Raw genomic sequence first — 14,531 nt, forward strand, 5'->3', positions numbered from 1 at the left:
TCGGCGGCTCTGCGCGGTTACTCTGCGGCTTCCTCGACGGCTTCGCGCTGGTCCATCTCGGCCCGCAGCGTCGCCAGTTCGTTCTCGATGGCCCGCTCGCTGGAGAGGCGGTCGAGCTCCTGGTCGATGGAGTCGCCCTCGTCGAGTACGGACTCAAGCTGGCCGCTTTCTTCGAGTTCTTCCAGCGCGGCCGCGCGTGCCTCCATCTGCTCGGTCCGCTCCGTGGCTCGCTCGATGGAACGGTGCACATCGGCCATCGTGTCGCCAGCGCCGGTAAACGCCTCCGAGACCCGCGCCGACGCCTCGGCGGCCTGATAACGGGCTTTCATCGTCTCTTTTTTCGTGCGGAACTGCTCTATCTGGCTGCTGAGTTCGGCCCGCTTGCCGACCAGCCGGTCCTGTGTCCCCTGCAACTCGTCTATCTGGCCCGTCAGATCCGTAATCTGACTGACGTTCACCTGCTTTTTCTCCAGTGCCCGGCGCGCGAGGTCCTCACGATCCTCCTGCAGGGCTGCCCGGGCCTGCGTGTCGTGTTTCTCGACGTTGGACCGCAGCCGCTGGCGGTGTATCTCCAGGCGCTTCTTCTGGGTCGTCACGTCGGCGATACCGCGGGTCACGTCCTGCAGTTCGTCCCGCATCTGTTCATAGGAGTAGTCCAGCTCCGCCGCCGGGTCCGAGGTCCGGTTGAGCAGGGCGTTGAGTTTGGCCCGGATCGCGAACGCAAACCGACGGAGCAGACTCATCGTGGTCGCTCCGGTCGGCAGGTGGCTCTAAGCGATTCCGACTGCGGCCCGGTCGTGACAGCGAACATGCACTCTCGTATGCCTGACACCACTATAGTAACAGGGTGTCATCCGGTTTAATACGGACTTACTCGGCTACAACGACAGAAATCCGTGGCTTATCGACCTTACCGTCTGACTACTTGATGGGGTGGGCGGATCAACGAACGGACAACGATGACACGCCCCTTCCTGTTGACGGTCGGCACGCTGGCACTCGCGCCGACACTCCTGACCGTGGTAGCCGTGGCCGCGCCGGAAGTGGACGGCGGTGTCGTCGTTCCGGGGACGGCTGTGAGCGAGATAGTGACGGGAGTCGGTCGGTAGGTCCATGGACGAGAAGTCAGTTGCCCTCGTCGGCGTCCTCCTGCTCCTGTTTTCGGGGGGTGTCGCTGCGTACGTCACCGGTACCGGTCCGTTTCAGGCGGCGAGCAGCGACGAAGACATCTCGGCGGTCCCGATGGAGACGACCGAAGTCGCCGAAACCGACGCCACAGGCGGCGACAGTAATCCGTCAGCCAGCGGGGCCGCCAGCTCGCCGCCGTTCGATTTCACCGTCGGTGCCGTTGAGGAGTGCAGTCGGACTTGCCGCGACGTGACCTCCACGCTGACGAACCAGCAAAACAGCACGGCCGAGAGCATCACCGTCTACACGCGGATTTACGCCGGGAACACTACCGACGGCGACGCGGTCTGGGAGGGGTCTGAGGATGTCGGGCGACTCGAATCGAAGGGGTCCTACACCACGACCCGGCGCGTCGACCTGTCGTTCGGTGATGCCTACGCTATCGAGCAGGCGGACGGCTGGATAACCATCCGGACGACCGTCGAGACGGCTGACCGGACCGTCACGCTCAGCGAGCAGCGGAAGGTTGCCTGACGGGGCAGGCCGGCCTGATATGAATGACCGCGCGTCTGAACGTTTTTATGCCGGTGCGCACCTATCCCCGATAGATGACTACGACCGGCCCCGTTCCAGCGCTCGCTGACCGTGCGGCCGCCTGCGCCGACCGACTCCGGGCGGCCGACCGCGTGTTGCTGGCCTCCCACATCGACGCCGACGGGCTGACCAGCGCCGCCATCGCCACCGCGGCGCTATCGCGGGCCGGCATCCCCGTCGAAACCGTATTCAAGAAGCAACTCGACGCAGCCGAAATCGAGAGTATCGCGGCCCGCGAGTACGACACCGTCCTGTTTACCGACTTCGGCTCGGGCCAGCTCGATGTCATTTCCGAACACGTCGCCGCGGGTGACTTCGAGGCAATCATCGCCGACCACCACCAGCCGTCGGCCCCGGACGACTGCCACTCCGACGCGGTCGTCGACACCGGCGGCTACGCCGACTTTGAGACCCACCTGAATCCGCTTCTCGAAGGCATCAACGGCGCGTCGGAGCTTTCGGGTGCGGGCGCGGCGTACGTCCTCGCCCGTGCACTCTCGACTGGAGAGACGGACAACCGCGACCTCGCTGCGCTGGCGGTCGTCGGCGCGGTTGGTGACATGCAGGCCGTCGGCGGCGAACTCGTCGGGGCCAACGCCGGCCTCGTAGAGGAGGGCATCGCCGCCGATGTGCTGGAGGAGGGGACCGACCTCTCGCTGTACGGTAAACAGACCCGGCCGCTGCCGAAACTGCTCGAATACGCCACCGAAGTGCCGATACCGGGCATCTCGAACGACCAGGCCGGTGCGACGCGGTTCCTTGAGGGTCTCGGGCTGGAGCTGAAAGCCGATGGAGAATGGCGCACGTGGGCAGACCTCTCCGACGACGAACGCCAGACTGTCGCCAGCGGGCTGGTCCAGCGGGCCGTCGAGCGCGGCGTCCCGGCAGACAAGATCGAGACGCTCATCGGCACGACCTACACGCTGACCGCGGAACCGCGCGGGACGGAACTCCGTGACGCGAGCGAGTTCTCGACGCTTTTGAACGCCACGGCCCGCTACGAGCGGGCGGACGTGGGACTGGCGGTCTGTCTCGGCGAGCGCGACGGGCCGCTGGAGCGAGCGCGGACGCTGCTGTCGAACCACCGCCGGAACCTCTCGGAGGGACTCACGCTCGTCAAAGAGCGCGGCGTCACGCAGGCCGGCTCAGTCCAGTGGTTCGACGCCGGCGACGCTATCCGCGAGACCATCGTCGGCATCGTCGCCGGGATGGCGCTGGGGACTGACGGCGTCGATTCGGACAAGCCCATTATCGCATTCGCCAGCACTGACGAAGACGAGACGAAAGTGTCCTCTCGGGCGACCGGTCCGCTGGTCGGTCGGGGCGTCGACCTGTCGGTCGTGATGCGCGACGCCGCTCAGTCTGTCGGTGGTGATGGCGGCGGGCACGATATCGCGGCGGGCGCAACCATCCCGGCCGGGGAGGAGTCGGCGTTTATCGAGGCCGCCGACGAGATTATCAGCAAACAAGTTTCGTAACCGAAACGTAGCAAACTGTGCGGCAGTGAGACTGACGACGCTATCACCAGTATCAGCAATAAAAGCTATACGTCCGCTTCTCCGAACACCCCACGATGGACTCTCGGGGGCTGTTCGATATTGCACTGGTTGTTGTCGCCGGCCTGCTAGCCTACACTGAGACGTTTGGCTTCGCAAACCCGCGGACGACGCTGCAAGAGATTATCGCAGCTATTGCCGGGCTGGACATCCGCTTTTTTCTCGTCATCGGTGGCATCTTCGGCATCTGTTTCGTCGCGTACCTCACGATGTACCTCCCTCGGAAGGACGCACGCACGATACAACGCTGAACATCGGGCCATCTTTATTCCCAGCCCCGTACCGTTCTGGCAATGACAGAGTTCGACCCCGAGAAGTTCGAGGACAAGTACGCGAACTACTTTCCGGAGCTCCAGAAGGCCTACAAGAACGCCTTCGAGCGGATGAACGACACCTACGACTCCGAGCTGGTCCATGCCATCGACCAGCAGATTCTCAACGAGTCAGAGCCATTCTACGAGGACGGCGAGTTCAGTGTTGCACTACCCGATGAGCCGACGGAACGGCTCTCGGCGGTCATCGTTGACGATGAGAAACTCGACGCCGTGCTTTCGGAATACATCGACGAGATCGAGCGCGAACTGCGCCGCGTGTTCGACATCGACGACTGACTGCATCCGCCGCGGTTCGGCGGGTCCTGTCTACCGGTCGTTCCAACGAAAACGCGCGGTGACGCCCTACTCGTCGGACATCACGGTCTCATTCGGTTCGGGCGCTGGGGTTGAACCCGGCTCAGATGGCAGTGCGCCGCCACCGCCCGTTCCGGCACCGGGGAGCGAGCTGCCAGAACCGGAATCTCCGGATTCAGGTGGCTGTGGCGCGTCTTCGGGCGATTTCTCTCCCGTGACGAGGAAGTCAAGCAGGTTCCCGACCAGTTGCTCGTTGTCGGCCCGATAGAGGAACTCCTGCGTGAGCACGTTCGTATCACCGACAGTGACGACGTTCCCCGAGCGGGCAACGACGCCGTACGTGTCCTGTCGCCGTGTCTTCGAGAGCGTTGTCTGTTCCGTGGTCGTGAGCGCGGTATCGCCGCCCTGGACGGGGATCGCGGCGTAGAAGACCGTTCGGTCGACGCCCTCTGTGAGTTCCGTATCGCCCGTCGGCGTCGCGTAGACGTTCTGGTAGTTGGTGTCGTACTCGTGCATATTGTACAGGTAGCCGTTCCCATACGAGAGGCCGTACTGACTCGCCAGTGGGGCCATCGGCTTGGTCACGCTATCCGACCGAACCGGGCCGAAAAGTCCCAAGCCGGCGGGACTCGCCTGTGACGGCTCGTTCAGCAAGAGCACGCGACCGCCCGCGTCGCTGAACGCGGAGAGGCCGTTCAGTTCGCTCTCGGTGTAGCGCTGTTCCGCACCGAGGACGACGAGGGCGTCAGCCGAACGGAGGGACTCGTTGAGCGGGCTCCCGCGCTGGCGCTCGCCGACGTGGTAGCGCACCGTCGCTCCGTTCTCGGTCAGAGTCGAGACGAGCGGCGTGAGCGCTTCGCGGTCGATGTCGCCAGCGTGAGCGACATCGATAACGACGACCTTCCCGGACGCGTCGGCCGACATCGAGAGCTCACCGCTCTCGTCTGCCGGCGTCGCGACAGACTCGCCGCTGTTGAACGACGGGGCGTTCACCTGGGACACATCGGGGGCTGACTGTGCACCACCACCAATCGCGACGGTACCGACAATCACTGAGAGGACGAGTATCCCAGCGAAGAATCCGGCTCGGATGACCGGACTCGGACGTGAGCTATCGGCTGACATTTCAGGCCCCTCCCTGTGCGGTGCTGTTGTAGACGACCTGCTGGTTCTCCGGCGTGCCGTATATCATGAGGAAGTGAACTGTGTCGACGCCCTGGAACGTGTACGGTGCGCCCTCGGCGGCGACGGTCGCGTTCCCACCGGCGTCACTCCCGCCACTGAGCAAGAACAGCCCCTGTGGGTCCGCGGGGTTGTGGTAGACGACCTGATACTCTGAGAGACCAGCGGCTTCGGCTGCGCCGGCTATCGCGGCTTCGAGTCCACCGACTTCATCCGCATACCCGGTCTGGACCGCGCGACCACCTTGATACGCCGAGGCTTCGGCGACGGTCTCTCGGGAGACGTTGAGCCTGTCACCGCGTTCGGTCATGACTGCACCGACGAAGGCCCGCTTCATTGATTCGAGGCTGGCGTAGTACTCGTCGCGTGTCATCCCTCGATGGGCCTTGTCGGGACCGGTCGTGGCGGATGGGCTCAGACCGTCGCTCGGCGCGGTTCCGATGACCCCCACATGGCCGACGACACTGGCCGGTGTCACGTAGATACGGTCGCTCGGGACCGCGGTGTAGTACGCGCCGGAGGCGGCGTACTGGTCGACACTCGTATACACCGGTTTTTCGGCCGAGAGCCGCTTGACCGCCAGATACATCGATTCACTGGCGGCGGCGCTCCCCCCGGGACTCGATACCCGGAGAACGACCGCTTCGACTGACTCGTTGGTGCGGAGCTCGCGGAGCTGCTGTACCGTGTCCTGTGAGCTAGAACTGGAAATCGTTTCGTCGATATTCACTACAGCGACGTACTGTTCGTCACCCTCGGCGACCGACGCTGCATACGGTACGACTGCGGCACCGATGAGAATGGCAATAACCGCAAGTACCGTATATGATTGGAGGGCAGTTGCGACCCGTCTGTCGATTGGGTTGTTCATGCGACAACATAGATTCGCTGTCACGTTGGACTAATAAAAGCCCAGCCTGAACTGCTGGCTCAGAAGTCGCCGTCCCGGACCGACATGAGAAGTTTCCTTACTGTCGACCTGCAACCGATATCTATGGACCAACGAAAGCCGCCAGCCACCGAAGAGGGCTGGTACGCGCTGCACGATTGCCGGAGTATCGACTGGGATGCCTGGCGTGAGGCCCCCCAGCGAGTCCGTGACCGTGCGCTCTCAGAGGGGATCGGCTTCCTCGACGCCTACGAAGCCGTCGAAGACGCCGAGGAGGGCCAGACGGCGGTGTACACCGTTATGGGCCACAAGGCCGACATCATGATCCTCCACCTGCGGCCGACGATGGGCGACCTCGACGCGGCCGAACGGCACTTCGAGCAGACAGAGTTTGCCGCCTTCACCGAGCAGGAGTTCTCCTACGTCTCCGTGACCGAGGCCTCGGGCTACACCGAGAAGTCACGTGAGTACTTCGAGGGCGAGGTCGACGACGACTCCGGGCTGGCCCAGTACATTCAGGCCCGACTCCACCCCGACGTGCCTGACGAGGAGTTCGTCTGCTTCTACCCGATGAGCAAGCGCCGCCAGCCCGATCAGAACTGGTACGACACCTCCTTCGAGGAGCGGGCGGCCCACATCAAACGGCACGGCGACATCGGCCGCACCTACGGCGGCGACGTGAACCAGATGATCGCCGGCTCCATCGGCTTCGACGACTGGGAGTGGGGCATCACCCTCTGGAGCGACGACATGCGCCACATCAAGGAACTGCTGACCGAGATGCGTTTCGACCCCTCGACCTCGCAGTTCGCCGAGTTCGGCCCGTTTTACGTCGGCCGGCGGTTCGATCCCTCGGAGTTGCCGGCCGTTCTGGCTGGCCAGCGGGTGCCGACCGATGATGAATCGGTCCCCGAGACACCGGCGGACGTTGCGGAACACGAGCACGCGCCGGCTGACGCCGGTGCGAGTCACGGCCACGCGGACGAGCAGACGGCGAGCGACGCACAGGCAGGGGCACACGCCGGCGGAGACACCGACAGCCATGGCGGGACCCACCCCGGAAGCGCGGGTGAGGGCGACCATCCGCATTCCGAGGAATCGTCCGAGGAAGCCGACTCCGGATCGTCAGGTAGCTCGGGCGGCCGGCCTGACGTTTCGGCTGACTTCGAAGAGATAGACGACGCTGCGCAACGGCTCGGTCGGCTGGGGCTGCACGAGGGCGACGCGTACGACGCCGGCGACTATGCGCTGGTGTTCCACTCCTCGGCCGATGCAGAAGATATCGTCGACGACGTGTCCGATCTTGAGAGCAACTTCGACCACTACGACCGCCACGTCCAGACGGCCGTGCGCGCCGACAGTGGTCAGACCTACGTTGTCAGTATCTGGACGGCGAAAGACGCCGCCGAGACGGCAGCCGGGTTCCTGAAGGATATCGACGGGGTCGACGAACAGCTTGGCGGGTCCCTCGGTGAAGGGGCCGAGAGCGAAGAGACCGAGGACGGCAGTAACGCCCAGACCGCCGAGTCGTCACAGTCTATCCGCGAAACGCTCGAATCGGCGGGCGTCTACGCCGGACAACCGCACGGCGAGGACGTGTACGCCCTCGTGGTGTACTCCGAAGCCGACGCGGCGACGCTTGACGAGGAGGCCGCGGACCTCCGGAGCGCGTTTGACCGTTACGACACCCACGTCCAGACGACGGTGTACGGCGACACCGACGGCGACCTCTCGGCCGTCGCATCGCTCTGGGACACTGAGGACGCCGCACAGACCGCCAGCGACTACCTCACCGACCTGCCCGGCGTCGTCGGTCGCCACGGCGAGGGCGACGGGTTCGGGACGATGGGGATGTTCTACACGGTCAAGCCCGAGTACCACGAGGACTTCGTCGAGAAGTTCGACACCGTCGGCGGCCTGCTCGAAGAGATGGACGGCCACCGCGAGACCTCGCTGCTGTTCAACCACGACGACGAGAACGATATGTTCATCGCGAGCCAGTGGGACTCACAGGAGGACGCGATGGCGTTCTTCCGCTCCGATGACTTCTCGGAGACGGTCGACTGGGGTCGGGACGTGCTGGCCGACCGACCGCGCCACGTCTTCCTGGCCTGAATCACAGGCTAGCTGTTTGGTATTTACTGGCGACGAACCGCAGCCGTCGGTAGTCGACGGTCCACGTCTCGGTCTCTGTGTCGTACAGCGCCGGCCGCAGGCGCTCCTCGACGCCGTCGAGAACGGCACCGCGTTCGCCGTCGTCCACGGGAGCGAGAACCTCGTCGCCGAACATCTCGACCCACTCGCGAAGACCCGCGGGACCCCCGTCGAGCGTCGTCGGCCGGTCGAACAGCCACGCTGCAGCGACCTCCAGCCCGTGCGATTCAAGCCGCGGCGTGTACTCGCCGATACTCGGGAAGTACCACAGATTCTCGGCGTCGTAGCCGCTGTCGGCGAGCTCGGCCCGCACAGCCCTTTCGACCCGTGCGATGTTCCCAGCGCCGCCGAGCTCCGCGACGAAGCGCCCGCCCTCGGTCAGCGCATCGGCGACCATCGACAGAACGGCGTCGTGGTCCGTGTCCGGAATCCAGTGGAGTGCGGCGTTCGAGAACACAGCGTCGAAGCGTCTCTCGGGTTCGTACTCCCGGGCATCGGCGACCTCGAACGTCAGCCCGGGGTACTGTTCCCGGGCGCGAGTGACCATCTCTTCGGCGGCGTCGATGCCAACCACATCAGCCCCGCAGTCGGCTATTTCGGCGGCCAGATGGCCGGTGCCACAGCCGATGTCGAGGACGCGCTCATCCGGCTGGGGGTCCAACAGTTCGACCACGTCCGCTCCGTACTCTGTGACGAACCCGTGGCCGCCGTCGTAGTCGTCGGGGTCCCACTTGTTCTCGGGCATACCAGCTCTGGTGACTGGCAGCGGTGAAAAGATGTCGGCAGCGTGTATGTTGTTCTCAGTCGTCGTCTTCGGTCGTCGTCCGGTCGATGTTCTTCTCACCGAAGTAAATCTCCGCGCCGTCCTGTGCCACCTTCTCTGCGAGAACGGCACACTTGACACGCATCGGCGAAATGTCCACGCCGAGCATCTCCGTGATGTCGTCGCGGTCCATCGCTTTCAGGTCCTCGACCGCCATCCCGGCTAGCTCCTGTGAGAGCATCGACGCGGAGGCCTGGGAGATGGCACAGCCGTCGCCCTGGAAGGCGACCTGCTCGATGGTCTCCTCGTCTTCGTCGAGGACAACGTCCATCCGTATCTCGTCGCCGCACATCGGGTTCTCGCCGATGTGGGTAAACGTCGAGTCCTCGATCTCCCCGTAGTTCCGGGGATTCTTGTAGTGATCGAGGATCTGCTGCCGGTACATATCCGAGCCACCGATACCCATAATTGAACTATGATACGGCTGTCAGTCGGAAAAACGTTCCGAGGTATCTGTTCGCACGCTGTCTGTCCGGTCGGCACAATCGCCATCTGAGGCCGTGCAAGCAGACGAACTGGCGGACACAGCAGCGGCAGGATTTATTGTCGCTATCTGCTTCTATCACTCTGTGGAAGGGAACGATGCTCCGTCTCCGGCTACAGATGCCCCTGATACCCTCGCTGTTCGACCCGTGGGGTTCGTCAGCGATGCGCCGGTGATCCGACAGATCGGTGACCGGGCGCTGTATCTCGGAAACAAACACGCCGCACGACCCGAGACACACGACCAGACCTTCGACCACGTGCTTTCGGCGACGAGCGAGGCGTACCCGCTCACGACGGCCCACCACCCGCTCACGGACGGCCCGGGAAACGAATGGGCGGCGTTCGAGGCGGCCGTCGACACCGCTCGCCGCTTCGTCCGAGCGGACGGTCCGGCACTGATTCACTGCAAGGCTGGCGTCTCCCGGAGTACGACGCTGCTTGCGACCGCCCTCGCTGCTGAGGAAGGCCGTCCACTCGCCGACGCGCTGGCGGACGTGCAGGCGGCGCGACCGATTGCGACGCCGAACCCCGTGCTGTACGAGCTAGCTGTGATCTACCGTGCTGCATATCCGGCCGACACACAGCCTGCAGAGTCTACTCTGTAACGGCGCTTTCGTCTTTCTTGACGACCTCATCACGAATCCGGTCGACCCATAGTGCAACCGGCCAGTCCTCGGTCTGGTACGGCTCATTGCCTTCAAGCAATTCGAGACGTCCGACCGAGTCTGGCGGCATTGTGACCAGTCCTTCGTGACCGCTTTCACCCACTGCTTCGATTTTGTGTCGGCTCCCTCCGGGCAGATAGACGAATTCGCGTGGTTCTGCCCGGAGTATCTGCTCGCTTCCGTCCTCACGTTTCAGCGTGTACCTGGCGGCACCATCGAGGCACAGACACACCTCGTCGAAACTGGGCGCGTGCGTGTGCCAGTCGATGAACGGCACCGCGGTCCATCTCGAAATACAGCAACTTGAACTCGTTTGTGACGCAGACTGGATACGTCCGGATGGCGTCTCCGCCCTGCTCGAAGTGCGCTGCATCCGACAAGGTGATCTTGTACATTGTCTGGTCCGGAAGATGCGTGTGGTCGAGTTCCTGTGGCGTCAGGTCGTGGGCGTCGTCGTCTCGCTGTGGCATCGCTGCCGTTTGGTTGTCATCAAAATATCATAAGTCCACCCCGCGACGACCTATCCTAAAGCGTGGTCTTGGTGAACAAAGTGAAGCACGCCTCGACAGACGAAGAAACGGGCCTTTCGGTGGAAAAAGGCCGACTCGCCGCACGGCTGCGAATCCGGGGGAGCCGAGCGCCATCGGCGCGCGGTAGAGACTGACTACGCGAACAGCTGCCGGGCGTCGTCGATAGCCGAAACGAGCTTGTCTACTTCTTCACGCGTGTTGTATATGTAGAAGGACGCACGCGCAGAGGCAGGGACGCCCATCTTGTCGTGGAGGGGCTGGGTGCAGTGGTCGCCGGCGCGGATGGCGACGGCGGAGTCGTTGAGGATTGAGGAGAGGTCGTGCGCGTGGACCGAATCGAGGTTGAACGAGACGAGGCCGCCGCGTTCCGTTCCTGCGGACGGACCGTACGTGTCGACGTCACCTTCGGCCTGCAGTTGTTCCAGCGCGTACTGGGCAAGCTGTTCCTCGTGGCGCTGTATCCGCTCCATCCCGATGTCGTCGAGGTAGTCACAGGCCTCCGCCAGCGCGATACCCTGGCAGATAACGGGTGTGCCGGCCTCGAACTTCCAGGGGAGGTCGTTCCAGCTGGCGTCCTCGAAGGTGACCTTCTTGATCATCTCGCCGCCGTAGAGGTACGGCTCCATCTCCTCGAGGATGTGTTTCTTGCCGTAGAGGACGCCGATACCCGTGGGGCCGGCCATCTTGTGCCCCGAGAAGGCCAGGAAGTCGGCGTCGATGGCTTCCACGTCGACCGGGCGGTTCGGGACCGATTGTGCGCCGTCGACGAAGATGTACGAATCGTGGTCGTGGGCGATGTCCGCCAGCTCCGAGACGGGGTTGACGGTCCCGAGCGTGTTCGAGACGTGGACGACGCTGACCATCGCGGTATCGTCGGTGATGATCTCGCGGGCGTGGTCCATGTCGAGCGTGCCGTCCTCGTCGACGCGGATGTAGCGACATGTCGCACCGGTCTTTTTGGCGATCTGTTGCCAGGTCACGAGGGAGGCGTGGTGTTCCATCTCCGTGAGCACGACCTCGTCTTCCGGGCCGAGTTCGTTCAGGCCCCAGGCGTAGGCGACGAGGTTCTCGCTCTCGGTGGTGTTTTTCGTAAAGACGATCTCCTCGCGTTCGCCCGATGCGCCGATGAACTCGGCGACGCGGTCGTGGGCGTCCTCGTAGGCGACGCTGGCCTCCTGGCTCAGCTGGTGGAGGCCCCGATGGACGTTTGCGTTGGTTGTCCGGTAGTAGTCGGCGATGGTCTCGACGACGGGCTCGGGCGTCTGTGTGGTGGCCGCGTTGTCGAGATACACCACTTGCTCGCCGCCGAACTCGCGCTGGAGGATGGGGAAATCCTCGCGGATACGCTCCACGTCCAGTAGTTCAGATTCAGCGTGTCCCATTAGTTCTGTTCAGGGGCTCAACAGGCAACATTCCTTCGGTTCACCTAGAACTCTGCTCCGGCGATGGCGGCGATTTGTCCTATCCAGAATCGGAGTCGGACCCGGATTCGGCCGCCATCGCGTGCTGTTCCCGGTAGGTCTCAAGCAGGTAGTTGTCCCAGACGAGGTCGCCGAGGACGTGGGCGTACAGGACAAGGGCGGTAAACAGCGCCAGCGGCTCGGAGACGAGCCAGAGGCCGAACACGGCCACGCCGCCGATGAGGTGGTGGCTGAGGAGCCGCTGGAGCGGCCAGAGGTCCTGCGGGTCGAAGATTTCGTCCTGATCGAGCACCGCGATCTTCGGATTTCGGAGACAGCGCCGGAGCGCGTCCCAGTCGCCGGTCTCCAGCCGGGCCACGGCGAAGTGGTCGACGTCGATAGCAACGCCGATGACGACCGCGTAGCCGACGGCGGCCCACCAGGGTAGGGGGACCGGGAAGACGGCGACGCCGACGGCTCCGACGGCCGCAGAGACGATGGCGTGGTCTCTCGAATACATCTGTGTCTGTTCTCGATGGGCACACGCAAAGACCCTCGGGGTCGGTGAAGCGGCAGCAACAGCGGCTACATCCAGAGCAACTGCGCGTGGCGCGTCTCGCCAAGGTCGAGGACATTCTCCTCGTCGACGAAGCCGTGTTCGACGGCGACGCTGACGGCGTCGTCGCCGACGATGTTGGCGACCGAACAGCGGGCGAGGCTGTCGACGATTTCGTCCTCGGTAGCTGTTTCGCCGCCGTAGAACTCCTCGTTGACGGTGAGTGACACGGGACCGTTCTCGAACGTTTCGCCCATGATGTCGGGGTCACAGACCGAGACGAGCAACCCCTCGTCGGTATCGCGTTCGTTGAGTATCATTCAAGCAGTTGCTGTTCGGCCTCCTCGCGCATCTCGTCGACTTCCTCGGCCAGCTCCTCGGCGCGGTCGAACTCGCCGACCTCTTCGAGGGCGCGGGCCTTCTCTTCGAGCACGTCGGCGTTGCGGAAGCCCAGTCGGACCGCGTTGTCGAAGGCGTCGATGGCCTCGTCGGCGAGCCCGCGTTCGAGCAGGAAGAAGCCGCGATTGTACCACCCCTCGCCGAAGCGAGGGTCGATTTCGACGGCGCGCTCGGCGTGTTCCAGCGCCTGCTCGGAGCGGCCCGACTTCCAGAGCGCGTACGCGAGGTTCGTCTCCGCGGTGGCGGCGTGGTCGGATTCCTCGTCGAAATTGAGCGCTTCCTTGTACGCCCCGATGGCGGCGTCCCACTCTTCGAGTTCCGCGTGGGCTGCGCCCTTGTTCGTCCAGGCCTCTTGGAGCAGGCGCTCCTCCTCGGTGTGCTGGGCAACACGCTCGAAGGTTTCGGCGGCCTGTTCGTGGCGGTTGATGTGCATATACTCCAGGCCGACATCGAGTAGCTTCTCCGGTTCTACAGAGTCAGCGGAGATGTTCCGCTGGTCCAACAGGTCGGTGACGACACGGGAGTCGACAGGGTCGACCTTGTCCGGGTCTACCTCGAACTCCGGTGGTTCGAGGTCGAACCCCTCGTAGGGCTCACCGAACCCCTGGCCTTCGGAGAAGGAATGGTCGTCGTCGTGGTCTGTCATACCTCCTGATTGACGGCCAATCCGGTTAAGGGCTACGTCCACGGCTCGTGACGATTTCAGTGTCCTGCCCCGTATTTCCGGCTATTCGGGACCTACTGATGTTGGATGCGTTCCTGATCTTCACAGACGTTGTCTGCAGTCGACTCAGGGACTTCTGGCTGTGGTGCCCGGTGCTTTCTTGCGGACCGGCCCAGAACCTTCGCCTATGTCAAAGCGCCTGTTCGTCAGCGTCGACCTCGACGGGCTGGCTGACGCCGTGGCGGCCGTTCAGGACCGCTTCGACGATGTGTCCGGCCTCCGTCTGACCGACCCCGAACAAGCCCACGTCACGCTGAAGTTCCTTGGCGATACGGACCCGGACCGCGTCGGTGACATCGTCTCCGCCCTCGAAACTGCGGTCGAAGACAGCGGTGTTACGCCGTTCGAAGCCGAGTTCGGCGGGTTTGGCGTCTTTCCGTCGCTGTCCTACATCAGCGTCGTCTGGGTCGGCGTCCGTAACGGTCAGGGCGGCGCGGAACTGACCGCGCTGCACGAAGCTATCGAAGAACGGACCGTCGCAATGGGGTTCGAGTCGGAAGGCCACGAGTTCACACCCCACGCGACCGTCGCCAGAATGGACCACGCCGGCGGCAAAGAGACAGTACAGAACGCAGTCGAGAACGACGACCCCGACGTGGGCCGCCTTCAGGTCGAGGAAATCCGACTGAAAGAGAGTGAGCTAGGCCCCGACGGGCCGACGTACCGGACCGTAGAATCGGTGCCGTTGTGACCGTTTGCCGTCACAGCCAGACGGTTGCTGCCGGTACGAGTATCATACGGACGGTTCTGACAGGCACTTATTGACAGAATGTTGTTACGAGTCACGCGACGGCGGTGGGACTGCTGTAGCATAGA

Annotated in this window: 19 protein-coding genes; 8 read left to right on the forward strand and 11 right to left on the reverse strand. The window is 63.7% G+C overall.

The features are described 5' to 3' along the window. Positions 1–17: 17 nt before the first annotated feature. Positions 18–743, reverse strand: coding sequence for a PspA/IM30 family protein (locus C437_RS17470; RefSeq protein ID WP_004518328.1), 726 nt, complete (start codon positions 741–743; stop codon positions 18–20). A gap of 216 nt (positions 744–959) precedes the next feature. Here C437_RS17470 and C437_RS20415 point away from each other — a divergent pair, with 216 nt between their 5' ends. From C437_RS20415 to C437_RS17490, 5 genes are all read left to right on the forward strand, one after another. Continuing rightward, on the forward strand, positions 960–1,109 hold the full coding sequence (locus C437_RS20415) for a hypothetical protein (protein WP_160163026.1): 150 nt from the start codon (positions 960–962) through the stop codon (positions 1,107–1,109). 4 nt (positions 1,110–1,113) lie between these two features. After that, positions 1,114–1,662, forward strand: coding sequence for a hypothetical protein (locus tag C437_RS17475; RefSeq protein ID WP_004518329.1), 549 nt, complete (start codon positions 1,114–1,116; stop codon positions 1,660–1,662). A 74-nt stretch (positions 1,663–1,736) separates the two neighbouring features. Further along, the gene (locus C437_RS17480) at positions 1,737–3,200 is read left to right on the forward strand and encodes a single-stranded-DNA-specific exonuclease RecJ (RefSeq protein WP_004518330.1); all 1,464 of its coding nucleotides are present in this window, start codon (positions 1,737–1,739) and stop codon (positions 3,198–3,200) included. A 95-nt stretch (positions 3,201–3,295) separates the two neighbouring features. Further along, positions 3,296–3,529: a hypothetical protein gene (locus C437_RS17485; RefSeq protein ID WP_004518331.1), complete on the forward strand. Its 234-nt coding sequence runs from the start codon at positions 3,296–3,298 to the stop codon at positions 3,527–3,529. Positions 3,530–3,571: 42 nt separating this feature from the next. Beyond that, positions 3,572–3,889: a DUF5783 family protein gene (locus tag C437_RS17490; protein ID WP_004518332.1), complete on the forward strand. Its 318-nt coding sequence runs from the start codon at positions 3,572–3,574 to the stop codon at positions 3,887–3,889. Positions 3,890–3,955: 66 nt separating this feature from the next. Here the strand turns inward: C437_RS17490 and C437_RS17495 are convergent, their stop codons facing one another. Beyond that, a complete protein-coding gene (locus C437_RS17495; RefSeq protein ID WP_004518333.1) occupies positions 3,956–5,032 on the reverse strand; it encodes a DUF4350 domain-containing protein in 1,077 nt (358 codons plus the stop codon). A gap of 1 nt (position 5,033) precedes the next feature. Next, the gene (locus C437_RS17500) at positions 5,034–5,960 is read right to left on the reverse strand and encodes a S49 family peptidase (RefSeq protein WP_004518334.1); all 927 of its coding nucleotides are present in this window, start codon (positions 5,958–5,960) and stop codon (positions 5,034–5,036) included. Between the two features lie 123 nt (positions 5,961–6,083). Between C437_RS17500 and C437_RS17505 the strand changes: the two genes are divergently transcribed. Then, a complete protein-coding gene (locus C437_RS17505; RefSeq protein WP_004518335.1) occupies positions 6,084–8,093 on the forward strand; it encodes a heme-binding protein in 2,010 nt (669 codons plus the stop codon). 1 nt (position 8,094) lies between these two features. On the opposite strand, the gene C437_RS17510 is transcribed toward C437_RS17505, so the two are convergent. Together C437_RS17510 and sufU are read right to left on the reverse strand one after the other, a co-directional pair. After that, positions 8,095–8,877, reverse strand: a complete 783-nt coding sequence (locus C437_RS17510; RefSeq protein ID WP_004518336.1) for a methyltransferase domain-containing protein — start codon at positions 8,875–8,877, stop codon at positions 8,095–8,097. A 55-nt stretch (positions 8,878–8,932) separates the two neighbouring features. After that, on the reverse strand, positions 8,933–9,361 hold the full coding sequence (gene sufU / locus C437_RS17515; protein ID WP_004518337.1) for a Fe-S cluster assembly sulfur transfer protein SufU: 429 nt from the start codon (positions 9,359–9,361) through the stop codon (positions 8,933–8,935). Positions 9,362–9,587: 226 nt separating this feature from the next. Between sufU and C437_RS17520 the strand changes: the two genes are divergently transcribed. After that, entirely contained in the window at positions 9,588–10,046 is a 459-nt protein-coding gene (locus tag C437_RS17520) for a protein-tyrosine phosphatase family protein (RefSeq protein ID WP_004518338.1), read from the forward strand. Here C437_RS17520 and C437_RS21005 read toward each other — a convergent pair. From C437_RS21005 to C437_RS17545, 6 genes are all read right to left on the reverse strand, one after another. Next, positions 10,036–10,176, reverse strand: coding sequence for a hypothetical protein (locus tag C437_RS21005; RefSeq protein ID WP_241431713.1), 141 nt, complete (start codon positions 10,174–10,176; stop codon positions 10,036–10,038). The two genes, C437_RS17520 and C437_RS21005, sit on opposite strands and share 11 nt — an antisense overlap. Positions 10,177–10,291: 115 nt before the next feature. Next, positions 10,292–10,576: a hypothetical protein gene (locus C437_RS21010; RefSeq protein WP_241431714.1), complete on the reverse strand. Its 285-nt coding sequence runs from the start codon at positions 10,574–10,576 to the stop codon at positions 10,292–10,294. A 194-nt stretch (positions 10,577–10,770) separates the two neighbouring features. Continuing rightward, a complete protein-coding gene (locus C437_RS17530) occupies positions 10,771–12,018 on the reverse strand; it encodes an aminotransferase class V-fold PLP-dependent enzyme (RefSeq protein WP_004518339.1) in 1,248 nt (415 codons plus the stop codon). 79 nt (positions 12,019–12,097) lie between these two features. After that, entirely contained in the window at positions 12,098–12,556 is a 459-nt protein-coding gene (locus C437_RS17535; protein ID WP_004518340.1) for a hypothetical protein, read from the reverse strand. Positions 12,557–12,621: 65 nt separating this feature from the next. Beyond that, entirely contained in the window at positions 12,622–12,912 is a 291-nt protein-coding gene (locus C437_RS17540) for a DUF424 domain-containing protein (protein WP_004518341.1), read from the reverse strand. Further along, positions 12,909–13,637 (reverse strand): tetratricopeptide repeat protein, encoded by a 729-nt coding sequence (locus C437_RS17545; RefSeq protein WP_004518342.1) that lies wholly within the window; start codon positions 13,635–13,637, stop codon positions 12,909–12,911. The genes C437_RS17540 and C437_RS17545 overlap by 4 nt, the downstream gene beginning before the upstream one ends. Before the next feature lie 205 nt (positions 13,638–13,842). On the opposite strand from C437_RS17545, the gene thpR reads away from it, so the two are divergent. Further along, on the forward strand, positions 13,843–14,406 hold the full coding sequence (thpR, locus tag C437_RS17550) for an RNA 2',3'-cyclic phosphodiesterase (protein ID WP_004518343.1): 564 nt from the start codon (positions 13,843–13,845) through the stop codon (positions 14,404–14,406). The last annotated feature ends 125 nt before the right edge of the window (positions 14,407–14,531 follow it).

The organism is Haloarcula vallismortis ATCC 29715 (assembly GCF_000337775.1).
Taxonomy (GTDB): domain Archaea; phylum Halobacteriota; class Halobacteria; order Halobacteriales; family Haloarculaceae; genus Haloarcula; species Haloarcula vallismortis.

Excerpts from the sequence above, each read along its gene's own strand:
- sufU (WP_004518337.1), bottom strand. The coding sequence starts at position 9,361 with ATGGGTATCGGTGGCTCGGATATGTACCGGCAGCAGATCCTCGATCAC.
- C437_RS17500 (WP_004518334.1), bottom strand. The coding sequence starts at position 5,960 with ATGAACAACCCAATCGACAGACGGGTCGCAACTGCCCTCCAATCATAT.
- C437_RS17510 (WP_004518336.1), bottom strand. The coding sequence starts at position 8,877 with ATGCCCGAGAACAAGTGGGACCCCGACGACTACGACGGCGGCCACGGG.
- C437_RS17530 (WP_004518339.1), bottom strand. The coding sequence starts at position 12,018 with ATGGGACACGCTGAATCTGAACTACTGGACGTGGAGCGTATCCGCGAG.
- C437_RS17535 (WP_004518340.1), bottom strand. The coding sequence starts at position 12,556 with ATGTATTCGAGAGACCACGCCATCGTCTCTGCGGCCGTCGGAGCCGTC.
- C437_RS17495 (WP_004518333.1), bottom strand. The coding sequence starts at position 5,032 with ATGTCAGCCGATAGCTCACGTCCGAGTCCGGTCATCCGAGCCGGATTC.
- C437_RS21010 (WP_241431714.1), bottom strand. The coding sequence starts at position 10,576 with ATGCCACAGCGAGACGACGACGCCCACGACCTGACGCCACAGGAACTC.
- C437_RS17485 (WP_004518331.1), top strand. The coding sequence starts at position 3,296 with ATGGACTCTCGGGGGCTGTTCGATATTGCACTGGTTGTTGTCGCCGGC.
- C437_RS20415 (WP_160163026.1), top strand. The coding sequence starts at position 960 with ATGACACGCCCCTTCCTGTTGACGGTCGGCACGCTGGCACTCGCGCCG.
- C437_RS17475 (WP_004518329.1), top strand. The coding sequence starts at position 1,114 with ATGGACGAGAAGTCAGTTGCCCTCGTCGGCGTCCTCCTGCTCCTGTTT.
- C437_RS21005 (WP_241431713.1), bottom strand. The coding sequence starts at position 10,176 with ATGCCGCCAGACTCGGTCGGACGTCTCGAATTGCTTGAAGGCAATGAG.
- thpR (WP_004518343.1), top strand. The coding sequence starts at position 13,843 with ATGTCAAAGCGCCTGTTCGTCAGCGTCGACCTCGACGGGCTGGCTGAC.
- C437_RS17505 (WP_004518335.1), top strand. The coding sequence starts at position 6,084 with ATGGACCAACGAAAGCCGCCAGCCACCGAAGAGGGCTGGTACGCGCTG.
- C437_RS17540 (WP_004518341.1), bottom strand. The coding sequence starts at position 12,912 with ATGATACTCAACGAACGCGATACCGACGAGGGGTTGCTCGTCTCGGTC.
- C437_RS17490 (WP_004518332.1), top strand. The coding sequence starts at position 3,572 with ATGACAGAGTTCGACCCCGAGAAGTTCGAGGACAAGTACGCGAACTAC.
- C437_RS17470 (WP_004518328.1), bottom strand. The coding sequence starts at position 743 with ATGAGTCTGCTCCGTCGGTTTGCGTTCGCGATCCGGGCCAAACTCAAC.
- C437_RS17480 (WP_004518330.1), top strand. The coding sequence starts at position 1,737 with ATGACTACGACCGGCCCCGTTCCAGCGCTCGCTGACCGTGCGGCCGCC.
- C437_RS17545 (WP_004518342.1), bottom strand. The coding sequence starts at position 13,637 with ATGACAGACCACGACGACGACCATTCCTTCTCCGAAGGCCAGGGGTTC.